The sequence below is a fragment of the Nocardia grenadensis NBRC 108939 genome, from assembly GCF_001613445.1.
In the GTDB taxonomy this organism is placed as follows: domain Bacteria; phylum Actinomycetota; class Actinomycetes; order Mycobacteriales; family Mycobacteriaceae; genus Nocardia; species Nocardia grenadensis.
Genome location: NZ_BDCJ01000020.1, coordinates 133,492 through 149,757 on the forward strand (window position 1 = coordinate 133,492; position 16,266 = coordinate 149,757).

General features: G+C 67.3%; 13 protein-coding genes and 1 riboswitch. Of the genes, 6 read left to right on the forward strand and 7 right to left on the reverse strand.

The annotated features are described in order from the left end of the window. Positions 1-8 precede the first annotated feature (8 nt). A riboswitch (guanidine-III (ykkC-III) riboswitch) is annotated at positions 9-75 on the reverse strand. 56 nt (positions 76-131) lie between these two features. Beyond that, positions 132-1,211, reverse strand: coding sequence for a DMT family transporter (locus NGR01S_RS21710; protein WP_084481556.1), 1,080 nt, complete (start codon positions 1,209-1,211; stop codon positions 132-134). Here NGR01S_RS21710 and NGR01S_RS21715 point away from each other — a divergent pair. Further along, positions 1,210-2,658: an aminotransferase-like domain-containing protein gene (locus tag NGR01S_RS21715; protein WP_063039698.1), complete on the forward strand. Its 1,449-nt coding sequence runs from the start codon at positions 1,210-1,212 to the stop codon at positions 2,656-2,658. The two genes, NGR01S_RS21710 and NGR01S_RS21715, sit on opposite strands and share 2 nt — an antisense overlap. 205 nt (positions 2,659-2,863) lie before the next feature. On the opposite strand, the gene NGR01S_RS21720 is transcribed toward NGR01S_RS21715, so the two are convergent. From NGR01S_RS21720 to NGR01S_RS21740, 5 genes are all read right to left on the reverse strand, one after another. Next, positions 2,864-4,210 (reverse strand): FAD-binding oxidoreductase, encoded by a 1,347-nt coding sequence (locus tag NGR01S_RS21720; RefSeq protein WP_063039700.1) that lies wholly within the window; start codon positions 4,208-4,210, stop codon positions 2,864-2,866. Between the two features lie 71 nt (positions 4,211-4,281). Then, a complete protein-coding gene (locus tag NGR01S_RS21725; RefSeq protein WP_063039702.1) occupies positions 4,282-5,646 on the reverse strand; it encodes a GNAT family N-acetyltransferase in 1,365 nt (454 codons plus the stop codon). 48 nt (positions 5,647-5,694) lie between these two features. Continuing rightward, positions 5,695-6,993: a cytochrome P450 gene (locus tag NGR01S_RS21730; protein ID WP_063039704.1), complete on the reverse strand. Its 1,299-nt coding sequence runs from the start codon at positions 6,991-6,993 to the stop codon at positions 5,695-5,697. Between the two features lie 108 nt (positions 6,994-7,101). After that, on the reverse strand, positions 7,102-8,142 hold the full coding sequence (locus tag NGR01S_RS21735) for an amidohydrolase family protein (protein ID WP_157107378.1): 1,041 nt from the start codon (positions 8,140-8,142) through the stop codon (positions 7,102-7,104). Further along, positions 8,132-8,896 (reverse strand): tryptophan 2,3-dioxygenase, encoded by a 765-nt coding sequence (locus NGR01S_RS21740; RefSeq protein ID WP_063039708.1) that lies wholly within the window; start codon positions 8,894-8,896, stop codon positions 8,132-8,134. The genes NGR01S_RS21735 and NGR01S_RS21740 overlap by 11 nt, the downstream gene beginning before the upstream one ends. A gap of 466 nt (positions 8,897-9,362) precedes the next feature. Between NGR01S_RS21740 and NGR01S_RS21745 the strand changes: the two genes are divergently transcribed. Genes NGR01S_RS21745 through NGR01S_RS21765 form a run of 5 tightly spaced genes read left to right on the forward strand, consistent with a single transcriptional unit; the run spans position 9,363 to position 15,563 of the window. After that, a complete protein-coding gene (locus tag NGR01S_RS21745; RefSeq protein WP_063039710.1) occupies positions 9,363-10,592 on the forward strand; it encodes an ABC transporter substrate-binding protein in 1,230 nt (409 codons plus the stop codon). 7 nt (positions 10,593-10,599) lie between these two features. Further along, entirely contained in the window at positions 10,600-11,475 is an 876-nt protein-coding gene (locus NGR01S_RS21750; protein WP_063039712.1) for a branched-chain amino acid ABC transporter permease, read from the forward strand. After that, on the forward strand, positions 11,468-13,234 hold the full coding sequence (locus NGR01S_RS21755) for a branched-chain amino acid ABC transporter ATP-binding protein/permease (RefSeq protein WP_063039714.1): 1,767 nt from the start codon (positions 11,468-11,470) through the stop codon (positions 13,232-13,234). The genes NGR01S_RS21750 and NGR01S_RS21755 overlap by 8 nt, the downstream gene beginning before the upstream one ends. Further along, the gene (locus tag NGR01S_RS21760; RefSeq protein ID WP_063039716.1) at positions 13,231-13,965 is read left to right on the forward strand and encodes an ABC transporter ATP-binding protein; all 735 of its coding nucleotides are present in this window, start codon (positions 13,231-13,233) and stop codon (positions 13,963-13,965) included. Before NGR01S_RS21755 ends, NGR01S_RS21760 begins: the two co-directional genes overlap by 4 nt. Beyond that, the gene (locus NGR01S_RS21765; RefSeq protein WP_063039718.1) at positions 13,962-15,563 is read left to right on the forward strand and encodes an AMP-binding protein; all 1,602 of its coding nucleotides are present in this window, start codon (positions 13,962-13,964) and stop codon (positions 15,561-15,563) included. Before NGR01S_RS21760 ends, NGR01S_RS21765 begins: the two co-directional genes overlap by 4 nt. Here NGR01S_RS21765 and NGR01S_RS21770 read toward each other — a convergent pair whose 3' ends face one another. Further along, the gene (locus NGR01S_RS21770) at positions 15,564-16,181 is read right to left on the reverse strand and encodes a TetR/AcrR family transcriptional regulator (RefSeq protein ID WP_063039720.1); all 618 of its coding nucleotides are present in this window, start codon (positions 16,179-16,181) and stop codon (positions 15,564-15,566) included. It abuts the gene before it with no gap. Positions 16,182-16,266: the final 85 nt, after the last annotated feature.

The window sequence follows — 16,266 nt, forward strand, 5'->3', positions numbered from 1 at the left end:
CGAACCCTTCCGAGTCAGTCTTGTCGCGATGCGGGTACTGCTCCCTCGTCCGCGAGCCCGATCGCCGGGCTCCACTGCGGTAACGAACGGGGTGTGCGCCGGATTCCCGAGGGTGAGCGGAACCACCATGATCACCGGTCGGCCGGCGCCGGCGCGGGATCCGATCGCTGTTCCGGCGCGCCCGGCGCGGCGCAGCGCCGGGCGGTGGTACCGGAGATGCGCTCGGGCGGTGGCACCGAGCCGCGCCGGGGCACACCGGAACCGAGTGGGCTTGCGGCATCCGGTGTGGGGCGCGCGAGCCGGGTACGCACCGCGCCGCCGGCGCACGCGATGACCGCGAGCGCGCCCAGTGCGGTCGATAGGGTCAGGGATTCGCCCAGGAGCAGCGCGGCCCAGCCGAGGGTCAGCACCGGCTGGACCAGCTGGATCTGGCTGACCTGTGCCATCGGACCGTAGGCGAGGCCGCGATACCAGGCCAGGAAGCCGAGGAACATACTGACCACACCCAGGTAGGCGAACGACGCCCACTGTGCCGGGGAAGCGGTTAACGGCTGGGCGGCGACCGCGATACCGCTCAGCACGGCCATCAGCGGCGCAGACAGGACGAGTGCCCAGGAAATGGTCTGCCAGGGCCCGAGTTCGCGGGCCAGTAGTCCGCCCTCGGCGTATGCGGCGGCGGCCGCGACGACCGCGCCGAACAGCAGTAGATCCGGCCACTGGAGACCGGCGAACCCGCCCCCGTGGAACACCGCGAAGCCCACGGCCGCCACCGCTCCCGTCGCCGCGGCCCACCAGAACGCGCGCGGTGGTCGTTCCTCGGTCCGCAGTACCGCCAGGACGGCGGTGGCCGCCGGGAGTAGCGCGATCACCACCGCGCTGTGGCCCGCCGAGGTCATCGTGAGCGCGAAGCTGGTGAGCAGAGGGAAGCCCGCGACCACACCGGCCGCGACGATACCGAGCCGGATCCATTGCCGGCCGCGGGGCAGCGGCTGACGCGTCACGAGCAGTGCCGTTGCGGCCAGGAAGGTAGCGACGACGGCGCGGGCGGAGGCGACGAACAACGGCGACATTCCGCCCTCGGCCACCGTGACCCGGGTGAGTGGGACGGTGAGCGAGAATGCCGCCACGCCCAGTAACCCCCAGGCCGGTCCGGTGCGAGTGGACGATAGCGGTGCGCGATGCTGCCGAGTAGCGCTACTATGTTCCTTCATGTCCGACGATAGCAGTTCGCGGATCGTCGCGGACCTCCGCTCGTGGATCGCCACGGCCCCCGCCGGGGCCAGGCTGCCGTCCAGCCGCACCCTCGTCGCGCGGTACTCGGCGAGCCCGGTCACCGTCCAGAAGGCGTTGCGGGCACTGGTGGCCCAGGGGTTGGTGGAGAGTCGGCCCGGGGTCGGCACATTCGTCCAGGCGGTGCGCCCGGCCCGTCCGGCCGACTACGGCTGGCAGACCGCGGCCCTCGGTACACCGCGGGGTCGGCGCGCCCGGATATCCACCGTCCTACGGACGGTGCCCAACGACCGGATCGCCCTGCATTCGGGGTACCCCGACCGGGAACTGCTGCCGGTTCGCCTGGTCCGCGCGGCCTTCGCGCGGGCCGCGCGCGGCGATGCCGCGATCGGCCGCCCACCGACCGCGGGGGCCCCGGAGCTGCAGAGCTGGTTCGCGACCGAGCTGGCGACGGTGACCCCGGCCGGGGTGCTGCCGCCGGTGCCCGGCGAGGTGATCGTGTTCGGCGGCAGCCAGAGCGGCTTGAACACGACCTTCCAATCGCTGGTCGGCCCCGGCCGGCCGCTGCTGGTGGAATCGCCGACCTACTGGGGTGCGCTGATGGCCGCCGAGCGGGCCGGGGTGCGGGTGGTGCCGGTCCCGAGCGGTCCGCAGGGGCCACGGCCGGCGGAACTGGCCCGCGCATTCGAGCAGACCGGGGCCCGCGCCTTCTACGCGCAACCTCATTTCGCCAATCCCACCGGGGCCCAGTGGGCTCCGCAGACCGCCACGCGGGTGCTCGAGGTGGTGCGCGAGAACGGTGCCTTCCTCATCGAGGACGACTGGGCACACGATTTCGGTATCGATTCGGTGCCCGTCCCGCTGGCCGCGCGGGACGACAGTGGGCATGTGATCTATCTGCGATCGCTCACCAAGAGCGTCTCCCCGTCGGTCCGGATCGCCGCCGTGGTCGCGCGCGGGCCGGCCCGCGACCGGATTCTCTCCGATGCCCAGGCCGAATCCATGTACGTGAGCGGGCTGCTGCAGGCGGTCGCGCTCGATGTGGTGTCTCATCCCGGGTGGCGTACCCACCTGCGCGGTCTCGGACAGCGCTTGGCCATCCGCCGCGACCTGCTGCTGACCGCGCTCCGGGAACACGCCCCCGACGCGGTCCCGGAACTGGTGCCGCGGGGCGGGCTCAACCTCTGGGTCCGACTACCCGAACACACCGATCTGGCCCGGCTGGTTCGGGATTGCGAGGACGGAGGCGTGGTGGTGGCTCCCGGCGACGAATGGTTCCCCGCCGAGCCCACCGGCGCCTACCTCCGGATCAACTACTCCGGGCCGAACCCGGGCGCGTTCTCCGACGGTGCCCGGGTCATCGGCCGCGCGCTGGCCCGGCAGCATCCGAGCCGGCGCCCGCCCGACGAGGCCGACCCGGGCCGGTAGCGGCGGGTGGGGTCGCCGGGTGGAGACGACGCCGCGGCAGACGGCCCTCCGTACCTGCCCGGTCGAAAAGCCGACAGGGATTGATGACCGAAACCGGCCACCGAACTCTGCGTCATTGCCGAACTACGCGGTGCTCTCGAATAGACGCGAGCATTGCGCGTAGCGAGCAGGGCGGTGGCCGGGTGCGTGGGCGATCCGCGTCGGATCACCGGGCCGTCGGCGGGATGTTGCGGTTTCCGCGCAGGAGATTGGTCGGGTCGTAGATCTGCTTGAGCGCTGTCAGGCGTTCGTATCCGGGACCGTAGGCACTGGCGATGCGGTTGTCCTCATCGTCGTCGAGGTAATTGGCATAGCAGGCATCCATCGACAGTGGTTCCAAACTTTTGCTGAGCTCACGAGTCCATACTTTGTGGGTCTCGTCTTGCTCGGGTTCGGTCCATCCGGCGATGGCCAGAAAGGAGTACCGGGCATCGCGGCCGTGGAAAGAGGTGGCGTCCGGGCGCACCGTGGCGATCGCGCCGCCGAGGTGTTCGAGGAAGATACCGGTGAGTGGCGCGGTGATGCGTTCGCCCTGGTCGAGGATTAATTCGATGACCTCGTCACTCAGCTCGTCCAGGTAGTGGCTGCGGAGGTGGTATCGGGGGCCGTACGGAGTGCTGGTGTTGTGCAGGGCATGCAACTCGACGGCGCTCGCTTCGCGCAAGGCATCGCGCCACGGCCGGCCGAGTCCGGTGAGCGCCTCGAGCGCGCGTTCGGCGTCGACGCGGGCACCGTTGAAGCAGATGCCGATGCTGGCGGTGCGGGTTCCGTCGAGGTTGACCTTGTAGTAGAAGTCGGTGACGAGTTCGTTCGGCGCGGTCGCGGTGATCTGCCGATAGGTCCCTAGGACGTCTCGTGCCCGCGTTACCGGGTAGGAGACGACCCCGATGGTGACTCGCGGGACGGTGTGCATACGAAGGGTGAGGGAGGTGACTACGCCGAAGTTGGCGCCGGCGCCGCGCACGGCCCACAGCAGATCCGGGTCGGTGTGCTGGTTGACGGTGCGGTATGTCCCATCCGGTGTGACCATGTCGACTTCGATGATGTTGTCGCATCCGGTCCCGCAACTGCGCATCAACAACCCGTACCCGCCGTGCAGCGAGAAACCGGCCACCCCGACGGAGGCGGACGCGGCGCCGGTCGTGGCCAGTTCGTACGGGACAGCTGCGGCCGCCAGCTCACCCCACTGGACGCCCGCGCCGAGCCGGGCGACCTTCCCGACCGGGTCGATCGTGACCTGGCGCAGCCGGGCGGTGGACAATACGATGCCGCCGTCGGGAACAGACCTGCCCGCGACATCGTGTCCGGCCCCTGCGACGGCGAAGGGCAACCCCGCGTCGTGCGCGTACTCGAGTGCTCGCCGGACGTCGGTTACATCGGCGCATCGGAAGATCAGCGCCGGCTGCCGATCGATGCCCTTCCAGATGAGGCGGGCGGCGTCGTAGTCCTCGTGACCGGGTGCCAGGACCTGGCCGTGGAACTCGGCGGTCACTTTTCCCAAGTTGGCGGCCATACACATTCTCCTGTTGCGGTAGCGGGTCGAAACATTGATGTTCGGGCCGGCCGGCCCGAGGTCGGAAGCTGTCAGATGAGCGGCCAGATATCCGACTGCTGTGCGGGGAACAAGAGGGGAAGCAGCGTGCTGCCGCGAGTGGTTTGCAGGCGGCAGTCGGGGAAGGCGCGGGACAACTCGGCCCAGGTGGCGTGGCCGAAGATCATCTGGTGGAACATCTGCGCGGGCAGTGAGGCGTCCGATGCTCGTCGGCTGTGTCCTGGCCACGGCTCGACCGCGCTCAGCTTCCCGCTGTCGAAGGAAAATCGGATCCCGGCCTGATAGAGGTCGAGGTGGAGCTCTCCGCTGAAGGCCTCGGCCGCGGTACCGATCAGACGCTGCTCCAACACCGGCGCGATCTCGCGGAGTAGCGCTGCCACATCGGGTATGCGGAGGAACCAGCCGATCTCGGGCGGTCGCCGGATCAGCAGGTCGCCGAGTATGTCGTAGGCGGGGTGCGCTCGGCCCAGCCACAGCATGTAGCTTTCCGGCTCCCCTCGGTCGGGCAGGGTGAGTTGCCGGAGCACGCTGGGCACGACGTCGAACCAGGAAACCTCTGGTCCCAGTTCGAAGCGGGCGATCGATACCGCCGGTTCCGGGCACGGTAGGCCGGGCAGCCAGCCGGGAATGGGGAAGCTGGGGGTGCCGCCGTAGCCGAGCACCAGATACCCGACCGGTCCGCCGGTCGTCTCGATGATCAGTATCCGACTGTGCACCATACTGCCGACGTCGCGGCCGCACAGCTCATGGCGCCACTGCGCCTCGTCGCGGAGGCACGAGATGAGCCCCCTGTTCATCGCCCGAGCTTCGGTATCGACGAGGAACGCGATGTCGTCGACTGTTGCGGCTCGAATCGCGACCGGTTCACTGCCTTCGCGGACCGCGGGGAGCTCTCGAATATGCCCACCGCGACCGGCTCGTTGGGTGATCGCCGGGAGCAGACCTGTATCGCTGCGGAAAGACAAGATATCGGTAATGCCCTGGATCAGGTCCCCGCGCCATGTGCTCAGCTCGAGTAAAGCGGTCAGCTGTGTTTTCGACAGTCCGTGGCCGCGGTAGTCGGGTCGGGTGGCCGCCAGCTCCATGAGGCTGACACCGACGGGTACTCCCGCATACGACCAGGTTTGCGGAACCATCAGAAAACTGGACACCAGCTCGCCGTGTGGGTCCTGTACGACGAGCATGTCTTCGGTACCGATCGTGGGATGGCCCTTGTCGAACAGATCCCGCTGCCAACGTCCGACGGTGGCGTTCGGTGTCCCGTCCGGCGCTGCGTGTACCGACGCCAACAGATCACCGAGCGCGTCCCGATCCTGCGGGACGGCGTGGCGCAACAGTAGCCCGTCCGAAAGCATCCGGGGTAGCTGCGCCGGGAGGTGCGGGTGCTTGTCGGGCATGGTTCCTCCAGTGGGTTCGGGCAGTCGGTAGTTCTTCCGGTCCGGCGGTCAGCCGTGGTGCGGGGCGGTGCGGTGCGGGCACGACAGATTCTCCGAACTTCTACGGCCCGAACGGTTTTCGATGGGTCGCCCCAGAGTGACCGGCAGAGTGTCCAGGCCGCGGACGTAGCCGCGTCGGCGTTCGGGCTCGCCGGCGAGCTCCATATCGGGGAACCGCCGGCTCAACTCGGCGAAATAGACCTCCAGCTCGGTCTGAGCGAGGGCATTGCCCAGGCAGACATACGCGCCCCCACCGAAGGTCAACGGTCGCGGCCCGGACCGCCGGATATCGAATCGGTCCGGATCCTGGAACACCTGCGGGTCCCGGTTGGCGGCGCCCAGCAACGGCGCGATCACCGAGCCACCGGGCACAGTGACGTCTCCGATCCGGATGAGCTCGTCGGTCACGCGAATCACTCTGTGCAGCGCGCAATCCCACCGCAGGGCCTCGCTCACCGCGCCCGCGGCCAGCGAAGGATCATTGCGCAGCAGGTCGTACTGGTCGCGGTCGGCCAGTAATGCGTAGGTGCCGGTACCGATGGTCAGCGTAGTGGTTTCGAAGCCGGCAGTGAACAGGAGAATGACCAGGCTGAGCAGTTCCTCTTCGTTGAGCCGGTCCCCGTCCTCGTCGCACGCGGCGAGCAGGCCGGAGGCGAGATCGTCGGCCGGGTGCTCACGGCGATACCGGAGCAGTTCGGTGAAGTATTCGCGCACCTCCACCATGGCGGCATTCGCGCGGGCCAGGGTCGTATCGTCGACCACCAGGTCCATCACCCGCAGGATATCGCCGAAAACCCATCGGAACCGGGGCAGATCGGTATCGGGCACACCGACCAGGGAGGCGATGACCGCGACCGGCAGCCGGAACCCGACCACATCCTGGAGATCCACCACGGTGTTGTCCGAGCCGTGTTCTTCGAGCGTATCGAGTAGCCCGGTAACCACCTGATGTATCGCCGGCACCAGAGAGTCCACCCGGCGCCGCGTGAACGCCTTGTTCACCAGTCGCCGGATCCGGGCGTGACTCGAATGGCCTTCGAACGGCAGACTGGTGAAACACCAGACGGCCGCCGGATGCTCTCGCCAGTCGGGCATGATGCGGTCGTGCCAGACATGATCGGGAACCCGCACATGTGGACTGCTCAAAGCCCGGTGGCAGTCCTCATAGCGGGTGATCAGGTACATGTCCAGGGAATCGTCGAAGAACACCGGCGAAGAGTCGCGTAACCGAGCATAGGCCGGGAACGGGTTCGTGGGCGCGCCCGCGAGAGTGCGGACCGCTGCGGCTGCCTTATCCAGGTCGGACATCAGAACCTCTCGAGATCTGAGCAGATCGATAACACGGGGATACGAAGGATATGGATAGGGAGCCGGACAGGTCTGCCGGCCCGGATCAGGAAGAGTTCCACGGCCGACTCATCCGATCGAGCCGATGATGCTCTGCCCGGCCTTGAGGACAGCGCGCGCTTGTCCGAGGACGGCGGGGTCGGCAAGGGGGTCGCCGGGCACGACGCTCAGGTCCGCGGGGGTGCCGGGCCGCAGCGGTGCGCCGGTGATCGCGGCCAGCACATCGGCTGGGTTCAGCCCGGCGTCGGTGAGTGCGATGATCTCGCGGGCGTTCACGCCGGGAGGCTGCGGGCCGTTACCGAGATCTGTCCCGTACCGTACGACGCCTCCGGCGCGGTGGAAGCGGCGCAGGTTCTTCAGGGCGATCTCACGGTCTGGGGTGGGTTCGCCCCAGCCGTGGATGTCGATTGTGGAGATGATCGTTGTGTCGCGGGCCAGATCCGAGATGAGTTGGTCGTCGAGGGTTTCGGTCCACGGTGTGTGTGCGAGTACCCGCACCCCGGCCAGCTGGGCTCGCCGTGTCTGGCCGGGGCCCTGCGTATGCGCGGTGACCGGAATACGGTGGGCGCCGGCCTCGTGGACGATGCTACGCAGGGTGGCGTCGTCGACCACCGGGCCCGCCTGGGAATTGAGTGTGACCTTGATGGTGGCCGGGCGATGAGCGACCAGTGATCGGACCGCTCGGCTCGCGGCCGCTGGATTGTCGACTTCGATCGCGACCAGCGGCGGCGCCCACGGCTGCCGGGAAGGATAACCACCGGGGGCGGTGAGGAACGGTCCGGCGGCATGGATATGGGGTAGGCCGGGGTCGTGTCGTGCGCGCTCGACCAGCGGCCAGATCTCGGCGGGGGCCCAGCCCAGATCCATTATGGTTGTCACGCCCGCCGCCAGCAGTTCTTCCGGCCGGATCAGTGCGGCGTGTACGTGATAGTCGATGAGCCCGGGCAGCAGCACGCCCTCGATATATGCGCAGCGCGCGCCGGCAGGGGCGGCCGAGAGCGGTCCGATCCAGCCGATCTCGCTTCCCCGCACACCGATGGCCGTGGGTCCGGCGAGTGCCCGCCCGCCCAACCATGCGGCGTCGGCGGTGAGGAGGCGATCAAACATCATGCGGCTTCACCAATTCGGGGAAGTACAGCGCATCCAGCGTCCCGTTGAGGTACTCGGCGCCCGAGGTTCCTCCGGTGCCCGGCTGGTCGGCGAGGTGCTTTCGCACGATTTCGAGATGCCGTAACCGCCACTCCCGCAGATATGCGTCGATACCGGCGAGTTGCTCACAGATCTCGTATTCGACGCCGTGATACCCGGCGGTGTAGATGCTTCGGAAGATACCGAGCAATTCTGGGGTGGTGTCGCGGCCTCGGCGCCAATCCCGTTCGAGCAAACGCTTTTGCACCGGATGGCCGCGCCGGTGCAGGTAGCGGATCAGTTCGTCGAACAGACTCGGGCCGTCGGCATATTCCGGAGCGAGATCCCGCCATTCGGGATGCCGTTTCCCGAGTAGGAATTCCAACGCTCGATACTGTTCGGAATACATGCCGGACGCAGGACCGAGAATCGGTCGAATCCGGTGGAACGCGGCGGGCGTCATGGTGTCGAGAACCAGCCATTGATTGTTCAGCAGCAGCAGTATCTGCTGTGCGCGAGCCAACTTCGGCACCACGGGGGCGTCCCTGCCGAAAGCCTCGCGCGCCGCGGTCAGCTCGTGTAAAAGGAGCTTGAACCACAGCTCGGTAGCTTGATGGTAGATGATGAACAGCATTTCGTCGTGCTGTTCCGGTTCGGTGCGCACCCGCTGGGCATCGAGTATCCGATCCAGGCCCAGGTACTCCACATAGGCCGCTCTGGCTTGGTCTTTGGTCATGGACCGGGCTCCGCTCATCTGGTTGGTGCCGCCTCGGGCGCGGGACGTGCCGGGCCTGGACTCGGTGGGCTGCCGCCGGGGGAGGTGAACCAGCGCACAGGTCTCGCTCGAGGGTTGTGTCGGGCTTCGCCACCGAGGTGAGTGAAACACAGCCGGCGACTGCACGGGCCGCCGATGCACTGCCCGGCGATCGGCGCGCACGTGAATGTAGCTCCCGAAACTCGGTCGAATCGGACAGGTGACTTCCCATGGTTGGGCATTGATGTGTCCGGCTCTGGTCGCAGTTCTCGGGCTTGACGGCCGGGGTGACACCCTCACCAGCCGCCTCGCGGGAGAGTCGCGGTCTCCGCGGTCGAGCTCGCGGTGATGGATCACGGACCGTTCCGGTCGTCCGATTCGGTTCGGGGAAGGTATTGACTATGTCTCATATCACATATACAAACGTTCATATACCTGAGGAGGTTGTATGTCGGAGCTCATCAGCGCGCCTTTCTCGCGTCGGACGGCGCTTGCCGGGTTCGGGGCCCTGGCCGCGGCCGGTGCGCTCGCGCTCAGTGGTTGCGGGAGCGGGGCCGGGGGCACCGGGAAGGTGGGGGTGGGGTGGATCGAACCGAAGACGGGGCGCCTCGCCGCCGCGTACAAGCCGATCTACGTGGGTGGGAGGTTGGCGCTCGACGACATCATTGCCGGTGGCGGCCTGCTCGGCGAGGCGGCCGAGCTCACCGAGATCGATGACAAGGGCAGTCCCGCGACACAAGCGGCGATCGCGCGACGCGTGGTCGGCGCCGAGCCCACCTTCGTAGTCGGCCCGACAGGGAGTTCGCAGGTGCTCGCCTCGGCGAGTGCGCTGGCGCAGAAGGGATTCATCCAGTCGGGCTGGGGTGGCAGCGCGAACCTGGGAAACGGGAAGGAATTCCCGTACTTCTATCAGCTCGTCTACAACACCACGCAACAGGCCGAGGCCGCCGTGCGATTTCTGCGGGAGGCGCGTGACAAGAAGCGGATCGGTCTGATCGTGGAGAACTCCGAGTTCGGAGAGTCGATCAGGACGGCGGCCATCGACTACCTCGCGTCCGAGTACTCGACCACCCCGGTAGCGGTGGAGACCTTCGAGGTCGACGCGAACGATCTGACCCCCTACGTCCGCAAACTGGAAGCCGCGAAGGTCGACGGGTTGGGGCTGTTCACCGGGCAGCCGCAGGCGACCATCCTGATTCTGCGTGCCATGCGAGCGAGCGGTTTCGCCCCGACGATCGTGTCCCATGATCTGAATTACGTTGACGCGCTCTCGGAATTCCGCGGCGAGCTGCTGGACAACTTCTTCGGCACGACGTATCGCGGGTTGACCTACACCGCCACCGAGACCCCACATGAGCGGGTCGTCGCCCTCGCGGGACGTATCGCTGAGCACCCCGACACCGCAGGTCTCGGCTACTCCGCCATCACGAGTCCGTATTTCGACTACCTCACATTGATGGCCGATCTCGTCGCGCAGGAGAACACCGCCGATCCGCGGGCACTCAAGAAGGCGCTCGACGGAGTCCAGGGCTATCAGGGTGTGCGCTCGAAGATCGGCTTCACCGCCGACAACCACACCGGGATCGCCGACGAGGAAATCACGATCGGAACGCTGACCTCGGCGCTGGAACCGGAGTCACTGGGTGGCTTGCTGCGCCGCCGGGCCGACGGGCTGTGAGGCCGGAATGCTGACAGATATCGTCGTGCCGGGCCTGACCTTCGGCAGTATCTACGCGCTCATCGCCATGAGCTTCAATGTGTCCTATCGGCCGACCAACGTGGTCAACTTCGCGCAGGGCGAGCTGGTCATGGTCGGAGCGATGGTGGTCGCGGCGACCTCGCTCGGTGGACTGCCGTGGGGGTTGGCCGCGGTGGCCGTCATGGTTCTCGTCGGCGCGATCGCCCTGGTGGAGGAACGGATCGCGGTGACCCCGGTGTTGCGCCGGTCGAGCCACGCGACCGGCTGGGTCATTACGACTCTGGCGTTTTCGCTGGTGATCGGCGAGGTGGCGGGGAAGCTGTGGACCGATCAGCCTCGCGCTGTCGCACCGCCCGCCCCATTGTCGCTGGACCGGATCGACCTGGCAGGCGTGAGCTTCAACTCCTATCAGGCCGCGGTGGTGGTCGCGGCGGTGCTGGTCATGCTCGTGCTGCAACGTATCGACCGGACGCCGCTCGGATGCGCGATGCGCGCCGTTGCCGCCGACCGCGACGGCGCCCGCCTGCGCGGCGTGAATCCGTCTTCGCTGACCCGGCAATCGTTCTTCATCAGTGGTGCGCTCGCCGGGCTGGCCGGGCTTTTGGCCGCCCCCTTGCTGCTGGCCTCTCTCGGCATGGGTTTGGCGCTTCTCATCAAGGGTTTCGCCACCCTGGCCATCGGCGGTATCGGATCCAACAAGGGCGCGCTGCTCGCGGGCTGGACGCTCGGTCTGGTGGAGGCCATCGGCACCAACTACGTGAGTCCCGGGCTCCAGACCGTGGTGCTGTTCGTCTTCATGCTCGCGTTCCTGCTTCTTCGCCCGAACGGGGTACTGGGCCAGAAGGTGATGCGCCATGTCTGATCGTCGCACGGTCCGGTTCGCGCTTATCGGCGCCGCAGTTGTCCTGCTCCTCGCGCTGCCGCTGGTCAATGCGCATCCCTCGTTCATCTACCTCGCGGCGATGGTAGGAATTCTCGCCCTCGTCGCGATGGGCCTGAATGTGACGATGGGCTACACCGGACAGGTCTCGCTGGGGCACGGTGCGCTGGTAGCCGTCGGGGCGTACACGGCGGCGATCCTGATGACCGATCAGGGTTGGTCGTTCTGGTTCGCCGCCGCGGTCGCCACGCTCACCGGCACGCTGGCCGGAGCGGTCATGGCACTGCCCGCATTACGACTGTCGTCGTGGTACATCGCGCTGATCACCCTGGGCTTCGCGATGGTCGCGCGCACCCTGATCGTGGAGCTCGAGTGGCTCACCGGCGGGTATGCCGGGATCGTCGGCATCCCGCGTCCGAGTGTCGGGGCGATCGAGCTCGGTGACCGCGGGGTGTACTGGCTGGTGATCGTCGTCGACCTGATCGTGCTGGCCTTGATCGCGAGCACGGCCCGCTCCCGGATCGGACGGTCGATGATGGTGGTGCGGGAATCGCCGGAGCTCGCGCGCGCCGTCGGTGTCGACGCCACCGTGGTCAAACTGGCCGCTTTCGCCGTGGGTGGTGCCGCGGCGGGGCTCGCCGGGGCGCTGCTGGCCGCCAACAACGGGATGGTCTCGCCCGACGACTTCACCCTCGATTTCTCCATCTTCTTCCTGATCGTGGTGATCATCGGCGGTGCGGGTCGGTTGTGGGGGCCGATTGTCGGCACCCTGGTGTTCTTCGCCGTGCCGGAGCTGCTTACCTCGCTCGATCAGTGGCGTGGGCTCATCTACGGTGTCGGTCTGCTGTTCCTGATGGTGTTCGCACCACGCGGCATCATCGGTGCGGTCGAGGCGTGGCGGGATCGCCGTACCCGGCGCTCGGACCCCGTCCCGGAGAAGCCGCTGCTCGCCCGGTCCGAGCATATGGCGTCCGGCGCGCCCGCGGCACTGTCGATATCGGAGGTGTCGAAGTCCTTCGGCGGTGTCCGAGCGCTCGACGGCGTCAGCGTCGAGGTGGTGCCGGGATCGGTGCACGCCATCGTCGGGCCGAACGGGTCCGGTAAGACCACGCTGCTCAATATTGTCAGTCGCATGCTGGTCCCGGATTCAGGGCGGGTGCGCCTCGACGAGACCGACCTGCTGTCGACCCGGGCCGAGCGGCTGGCCGCTTCCGGTGTCGCACGGGTCTTCCAGACACCCAAGCTCCTTCCGGAGGCGTCCGTCTCCGACAACGTGGTCCTCGGCGGATACGCGCGCCGCACCGCTTCGGTACTGGGGGTCGTCCTGCGGACTCCCGGTGGACGTCGGGAGGAACGGGAGGTCCGTGCGCACGCGCACGAGGTGTTGGTCGAACTCGGCCTGGGATCCTCGGAATCGTCGCAGGCCGATCTCCTGCCACACGGGCGGCAGCGGCTGCTGGAGTTGTGTCGCGCGCTCGTCGCCCGGCCTCGCCTGCTGATTCTGGACGAGCCCGCCGCGGGGCTGGCTCCCCATGAGCTCAGTGCGCTGGAACAGTTGATCGGCTCGATTCGGGACGGCGGGACGACGGTACTGCTGGTCGAACACCATATCGAGCTGGTGGCGCGGGTGGCCGACACGGTGACCGTGCTCGATCGCGGCCGATTGGTCGTGACGGCGACACCTGGCGAGGCGCTGGCGGATCGCCGGGTTGTCGAGGCCTATCTGGGAGTGAGCTCATGAGCGATGATGTTGTTCTCGTAGCGGAGAACGTGCACGCGGGTTACGGTCCGGTTCCGGTGGTCGCGGCGGTCGATCTGACTGTGTCGCGCGGAGAGATCCTGGCCGTCGTGGGTGCCAACGGCGCGGGCAAGACCACCCTGCTCAGTGCCCTGTCGGGATTGCTGCCGCCGGCCGAAGGACGACTGATCGTCGACGGTGTCCCGGTGCGGAAAGCGAGCCCGGACCGGCTTATCGAGCTGGGGGTGGCGCTGGTGCCCGAGGGCCGGCGGCTGTTCAACGGGCTCACCGTGGACGAGCACCTTCGGATGGGCCTGTGGAAGCAGCGGCTGCCCCGCCGGATCGCCGCCGAGCGGCGGGAGCGGGTGGTCGAGCTCTTTCCGATTCTGCACGAACGACGGAATTCGCCGGCCGAGGTGCTCAGCGGCGGAGAGCAGCAGATGCTGGCCATCGGGCTGGCGCTGATGCGCGCACCCCGGCTGTTGATGCTCGACGAACCGTCGATCGGACTCGCGCCGGTCATCATCGACCGGGTCTTCGACGTGCTGGCCGCGCTGCGCGCCGAAGGGCAGGCGATCATCATCGTCGAACAGCGGGTACAGAAGGTGCTGGAGCGGGCCGACCGGGCTGCCGTCCTGCAGAACGGCCGGGTGGTCGTCACCGGTCCGGCTGCGTCGCTGGTGGACGATCCGCGACTTCGGGCCGCGTATCTGGGAACAAAGGAAGTGCGATGACGAGTTGGTTGCGTCCCGCGGACGAATGTGTCCTCCCCACGGTGCTGCGGTGGCGGGCAACCGAGCACCCCGACCGGGTTTTCGTGGTCTTCGAGGATGGCGTCGAGTGGACCTACGCGCGGATGTTACGAGAGGCCGAGCAGGTGGCCGCCGGGCTGGCGACGCTCGGCGTCGGCCGGGGCGATCGAGTCGTCTCATGGTTGCCGAACGGACCGGACGCGCTTCGGGTGTGGTTCGGCGTCAACATACTCGGTGCGGTCCTCGTGCCGCTCAATACCGCCTATCGCGGCGGGCTGCTCGAACACGCCATCCGGCTCTCCGGCGCCGAGGTAGCGGTCGTGCATCCCGACCTGCTGCCGCGGTTGCGCGAGATCGATCTCCACAGCGTCCGCGAGGTGGTCGCCGTCGGTTCCGGTGATCCCGGTCCGCTCGCTGCCACCGTGCACGATGCGGCGATCTTCGCGGGCGGTCGGGCGAGCCCCCCTGCGGTGGACCTCGCACCGTGGGACACCTACGCGATCATCCTGACCTCGGGCACCACCGGTCCGTCCAAGGGGGTGATCTGTACCTACGCGCAGCTCAGCGCCTGCGCGGAGGCTGCTTTCGAAGATAATTTCGGTGCCGATGATCGGTACCTGGTGACCCTTCCGCTCTTCCACGCCGGCGGCACCATCGGAGTCAACGCGGCAGTCGTGCTGGGCGGCAGCATCACACTGACCACCGAGTTCCGGACCTCGGAGTTCTGGAATCTGGTGCGGGCCACCGGTTGCACCCATGTCACGTTGCTGGGGGTCATGGCAACCTTCCTCGGCAAGCAACCGGAGTCCCCCACGGATACCGAGCATCCGTTGCGCCGGGTCTTCATGATTCCGCTGTCCGATGACGCGGCGGAGTTCGCGCGGCGGTTCGACGTCGATCTCGTCGCTATGTTCAATATGACGGAGGTGTCGATTCCCATCATCTCCGAGCCCAACCCGTCTGTCGTGGGGACCTCGGGCCGGGTACGACCGGGGGTGGAGGCCCGGCTGGTGGACGAGCACGACCGCGAGGTCGCGGACGGGACCGTCGGTGAGCTGATCGTGCGAGCGGATCGCCCCTGGATCATCGCGAACGGCTATCTGGGCAGGCCCGAGGCGACCGCGGCGGCGTGGCGCAATGGATGGTTCCACACCGGTGACGCGTTCCGGCGCGTCGACGGGGAGTTCTTCTTCGTCGACCGGCTCGGTGACACCATTCGTCGGCGTGGCGAGAATATCTCCTCCTTCGAGGTGGAAAGTGAGATCCTCGCGCACCCTGATGTGCAGGAGGTCGCGGTGGTGGCGACGCCCAGCCCGGATGGGGAGGATGAGGTGCTCGCGGTGGTGGCGCCCGTCGAGGGCCACCGGATAGATGTCGTGGAGTTGCTGGAGTTCGTCCGTCCGCGCATGGCGCATTTCATGGTGCCGAGGTTCGTCCGAGTTCTGGACGCGCTGCCCAAAACGCCCACCAGCAAAATCCAGAAGCACCTGCTGCGGACCGAAGGCATCACCGCGGACACGCTGGATCGGGAGGACCTCGGTGTGGTGGTCAAGCGCGGCCGGTTGGGCTCGCGAGAGTAGTCAGTGTTGTCTCGTCCCCACCATGAGCATGACGATCTCGGTGTGCTGCCGGGCCAGCTCGGCTGAATCGAGTCGGCCCGCGGGCCGGAACCACTGGCCGGCGTTCATGCACAGATCGAGAATCGACTTCGCCGCGATGTCCACGTCGATGCCCCGTTCCGGAAAGGTGAAGGTGTCATTCTCCACGCCGCGGCGCAGGCATTGTTCGAAGATCTCGCGAACCTCGCGCTGGCGCTGGAGAATTGTCGCGCCGCGGTCCGCGGGCAGGTGCCGCCATTCGCGCTGACTGACCATCCCCTCGATCTGGCGCTCGGTGTGGAAGGTGGAAATGGCCGCCACGATGGCCCGGAGTTGTTCGGCCGGGTCGTCACCGGCGGTGGCGAGTCCGTCGCGTAGCGCGGTGAGGGTGTCGTCGTGTGATCGCTCGAGGATCGCGAAGAGGACGTCTTCCTTCGATGCGTAGTGGTTGTACAGCGAGCCGGCGGTGACCTGGCACGCCGTCATGATTCGCCGTACCGAGGTGGCGGGGTAGCCGTCTCTGAAGAACAGCCCGGCGGCGACGTCGAGGATGCGCTGGGCGGTGTCGGTCGTGCGGGCATCGCTACGAGGTTCGGTCACATCCCGAGATTAGCAGTTATATGAACGAACATTTGTTGACGTACTTTCCGCATGCTGGTAAACAAACGTTCATAGATATTTGGAG

What these genes read in the sequence shown, in the direction of transcription:
- NGR01S_RS21715 (WP_063039698.1), top strand. Translation starts at nt 1,210, where the DNA reads ATGTCCGACGATAGCAGTTCGCGGATCGTCGCGGACCTCCGCTCGTGG.
- NGR01S_RS21710 (WP_084481556.1), bottom strand. Translation starts at nt 1,211, where the DNA reads ATGAAGGAACATAGTAGCGCTACTCGGCAGCATCGCGCACCGCTATCG.
- NGR01S_RS21720 (WP_063039700.1), bottom strand. Translation starts at nt 4,210, where the DNA reads ATGGCCGCCAACTTGGGAAAAGTGACCGCCGAGTTCCACGGCCAGGTC.
- NGR01S_RS21725 (WP_063039702.1), bottom strand. Translation starts at nt 5,646, where the DNA reads ATGCCCGACAAGCACCCGCACCTCCCGGCGCAGCTACCCCGGATGCTT.
- NGR01S_RS21730 (WP_063039704.1), bottom strand. Translation starts at nt 6,993, where the DNA reads ATGTCCGACCTGGATAAGGCAGCCGCAGCGGTCCGCACTCTCGCGGGC.
- NGR01S_RS21735 (WP_157107378.1), bottom strand. Translation starts at nt 8,142, where the DNA reads ATGATGTTTGATCGCCTCCTCACCGCCGACGCCGCATGGTTGGGCGGG.
- NGR01S_RS21740 (WP_063039708.1), bottom strand. Translation starts at nt 8,896, where the DNA reads ATGACCAAAGACCAAGCCAGAGCGGCCTATGTGGAGTACCTGGGCCTG.
- NGR01S_RS21745 (WP_063039710.1), top strand. Translation starts at nt 9,363, where the DNA reads ATGTCGGAGCTCATCAGCGCGCCTTTCTCGCGTCGGACGGCGCTTGCC.
- NGR01S_RS21750 (WP_063039712.1), top strand. Translation starts at nt 10,600, where the DNA reads ATGCTGACAGATATCGTCGTGCCGGGCCTGACCTTCGGCAGTATCTAC.
- NGR01S_RS21755 (WP_063039714.1), top strand. Translation starts at nt 11,468, where the DNA reads ATGTCTGATCGTCGCACGGTCCGGTTCGCGCTTATCGGCGCCGCAGTT.
- NGR01S_RS21760 (WP_063039716.1), top strand. Translation starts at nt 13,231, where the DNA reads ATGAGCGATGATGTTGTTCTCGTAGCGGAGAACGTGCACGCGGGTTAC.
- NGR01S_RS21765 (WP_063039718.1), top strand. Translation starts at nt 13,962, where the DNA reads ATGACGAGTTGGTTGCGTCCCGCGGACGAATGTGTCCTCCCCACGGTG.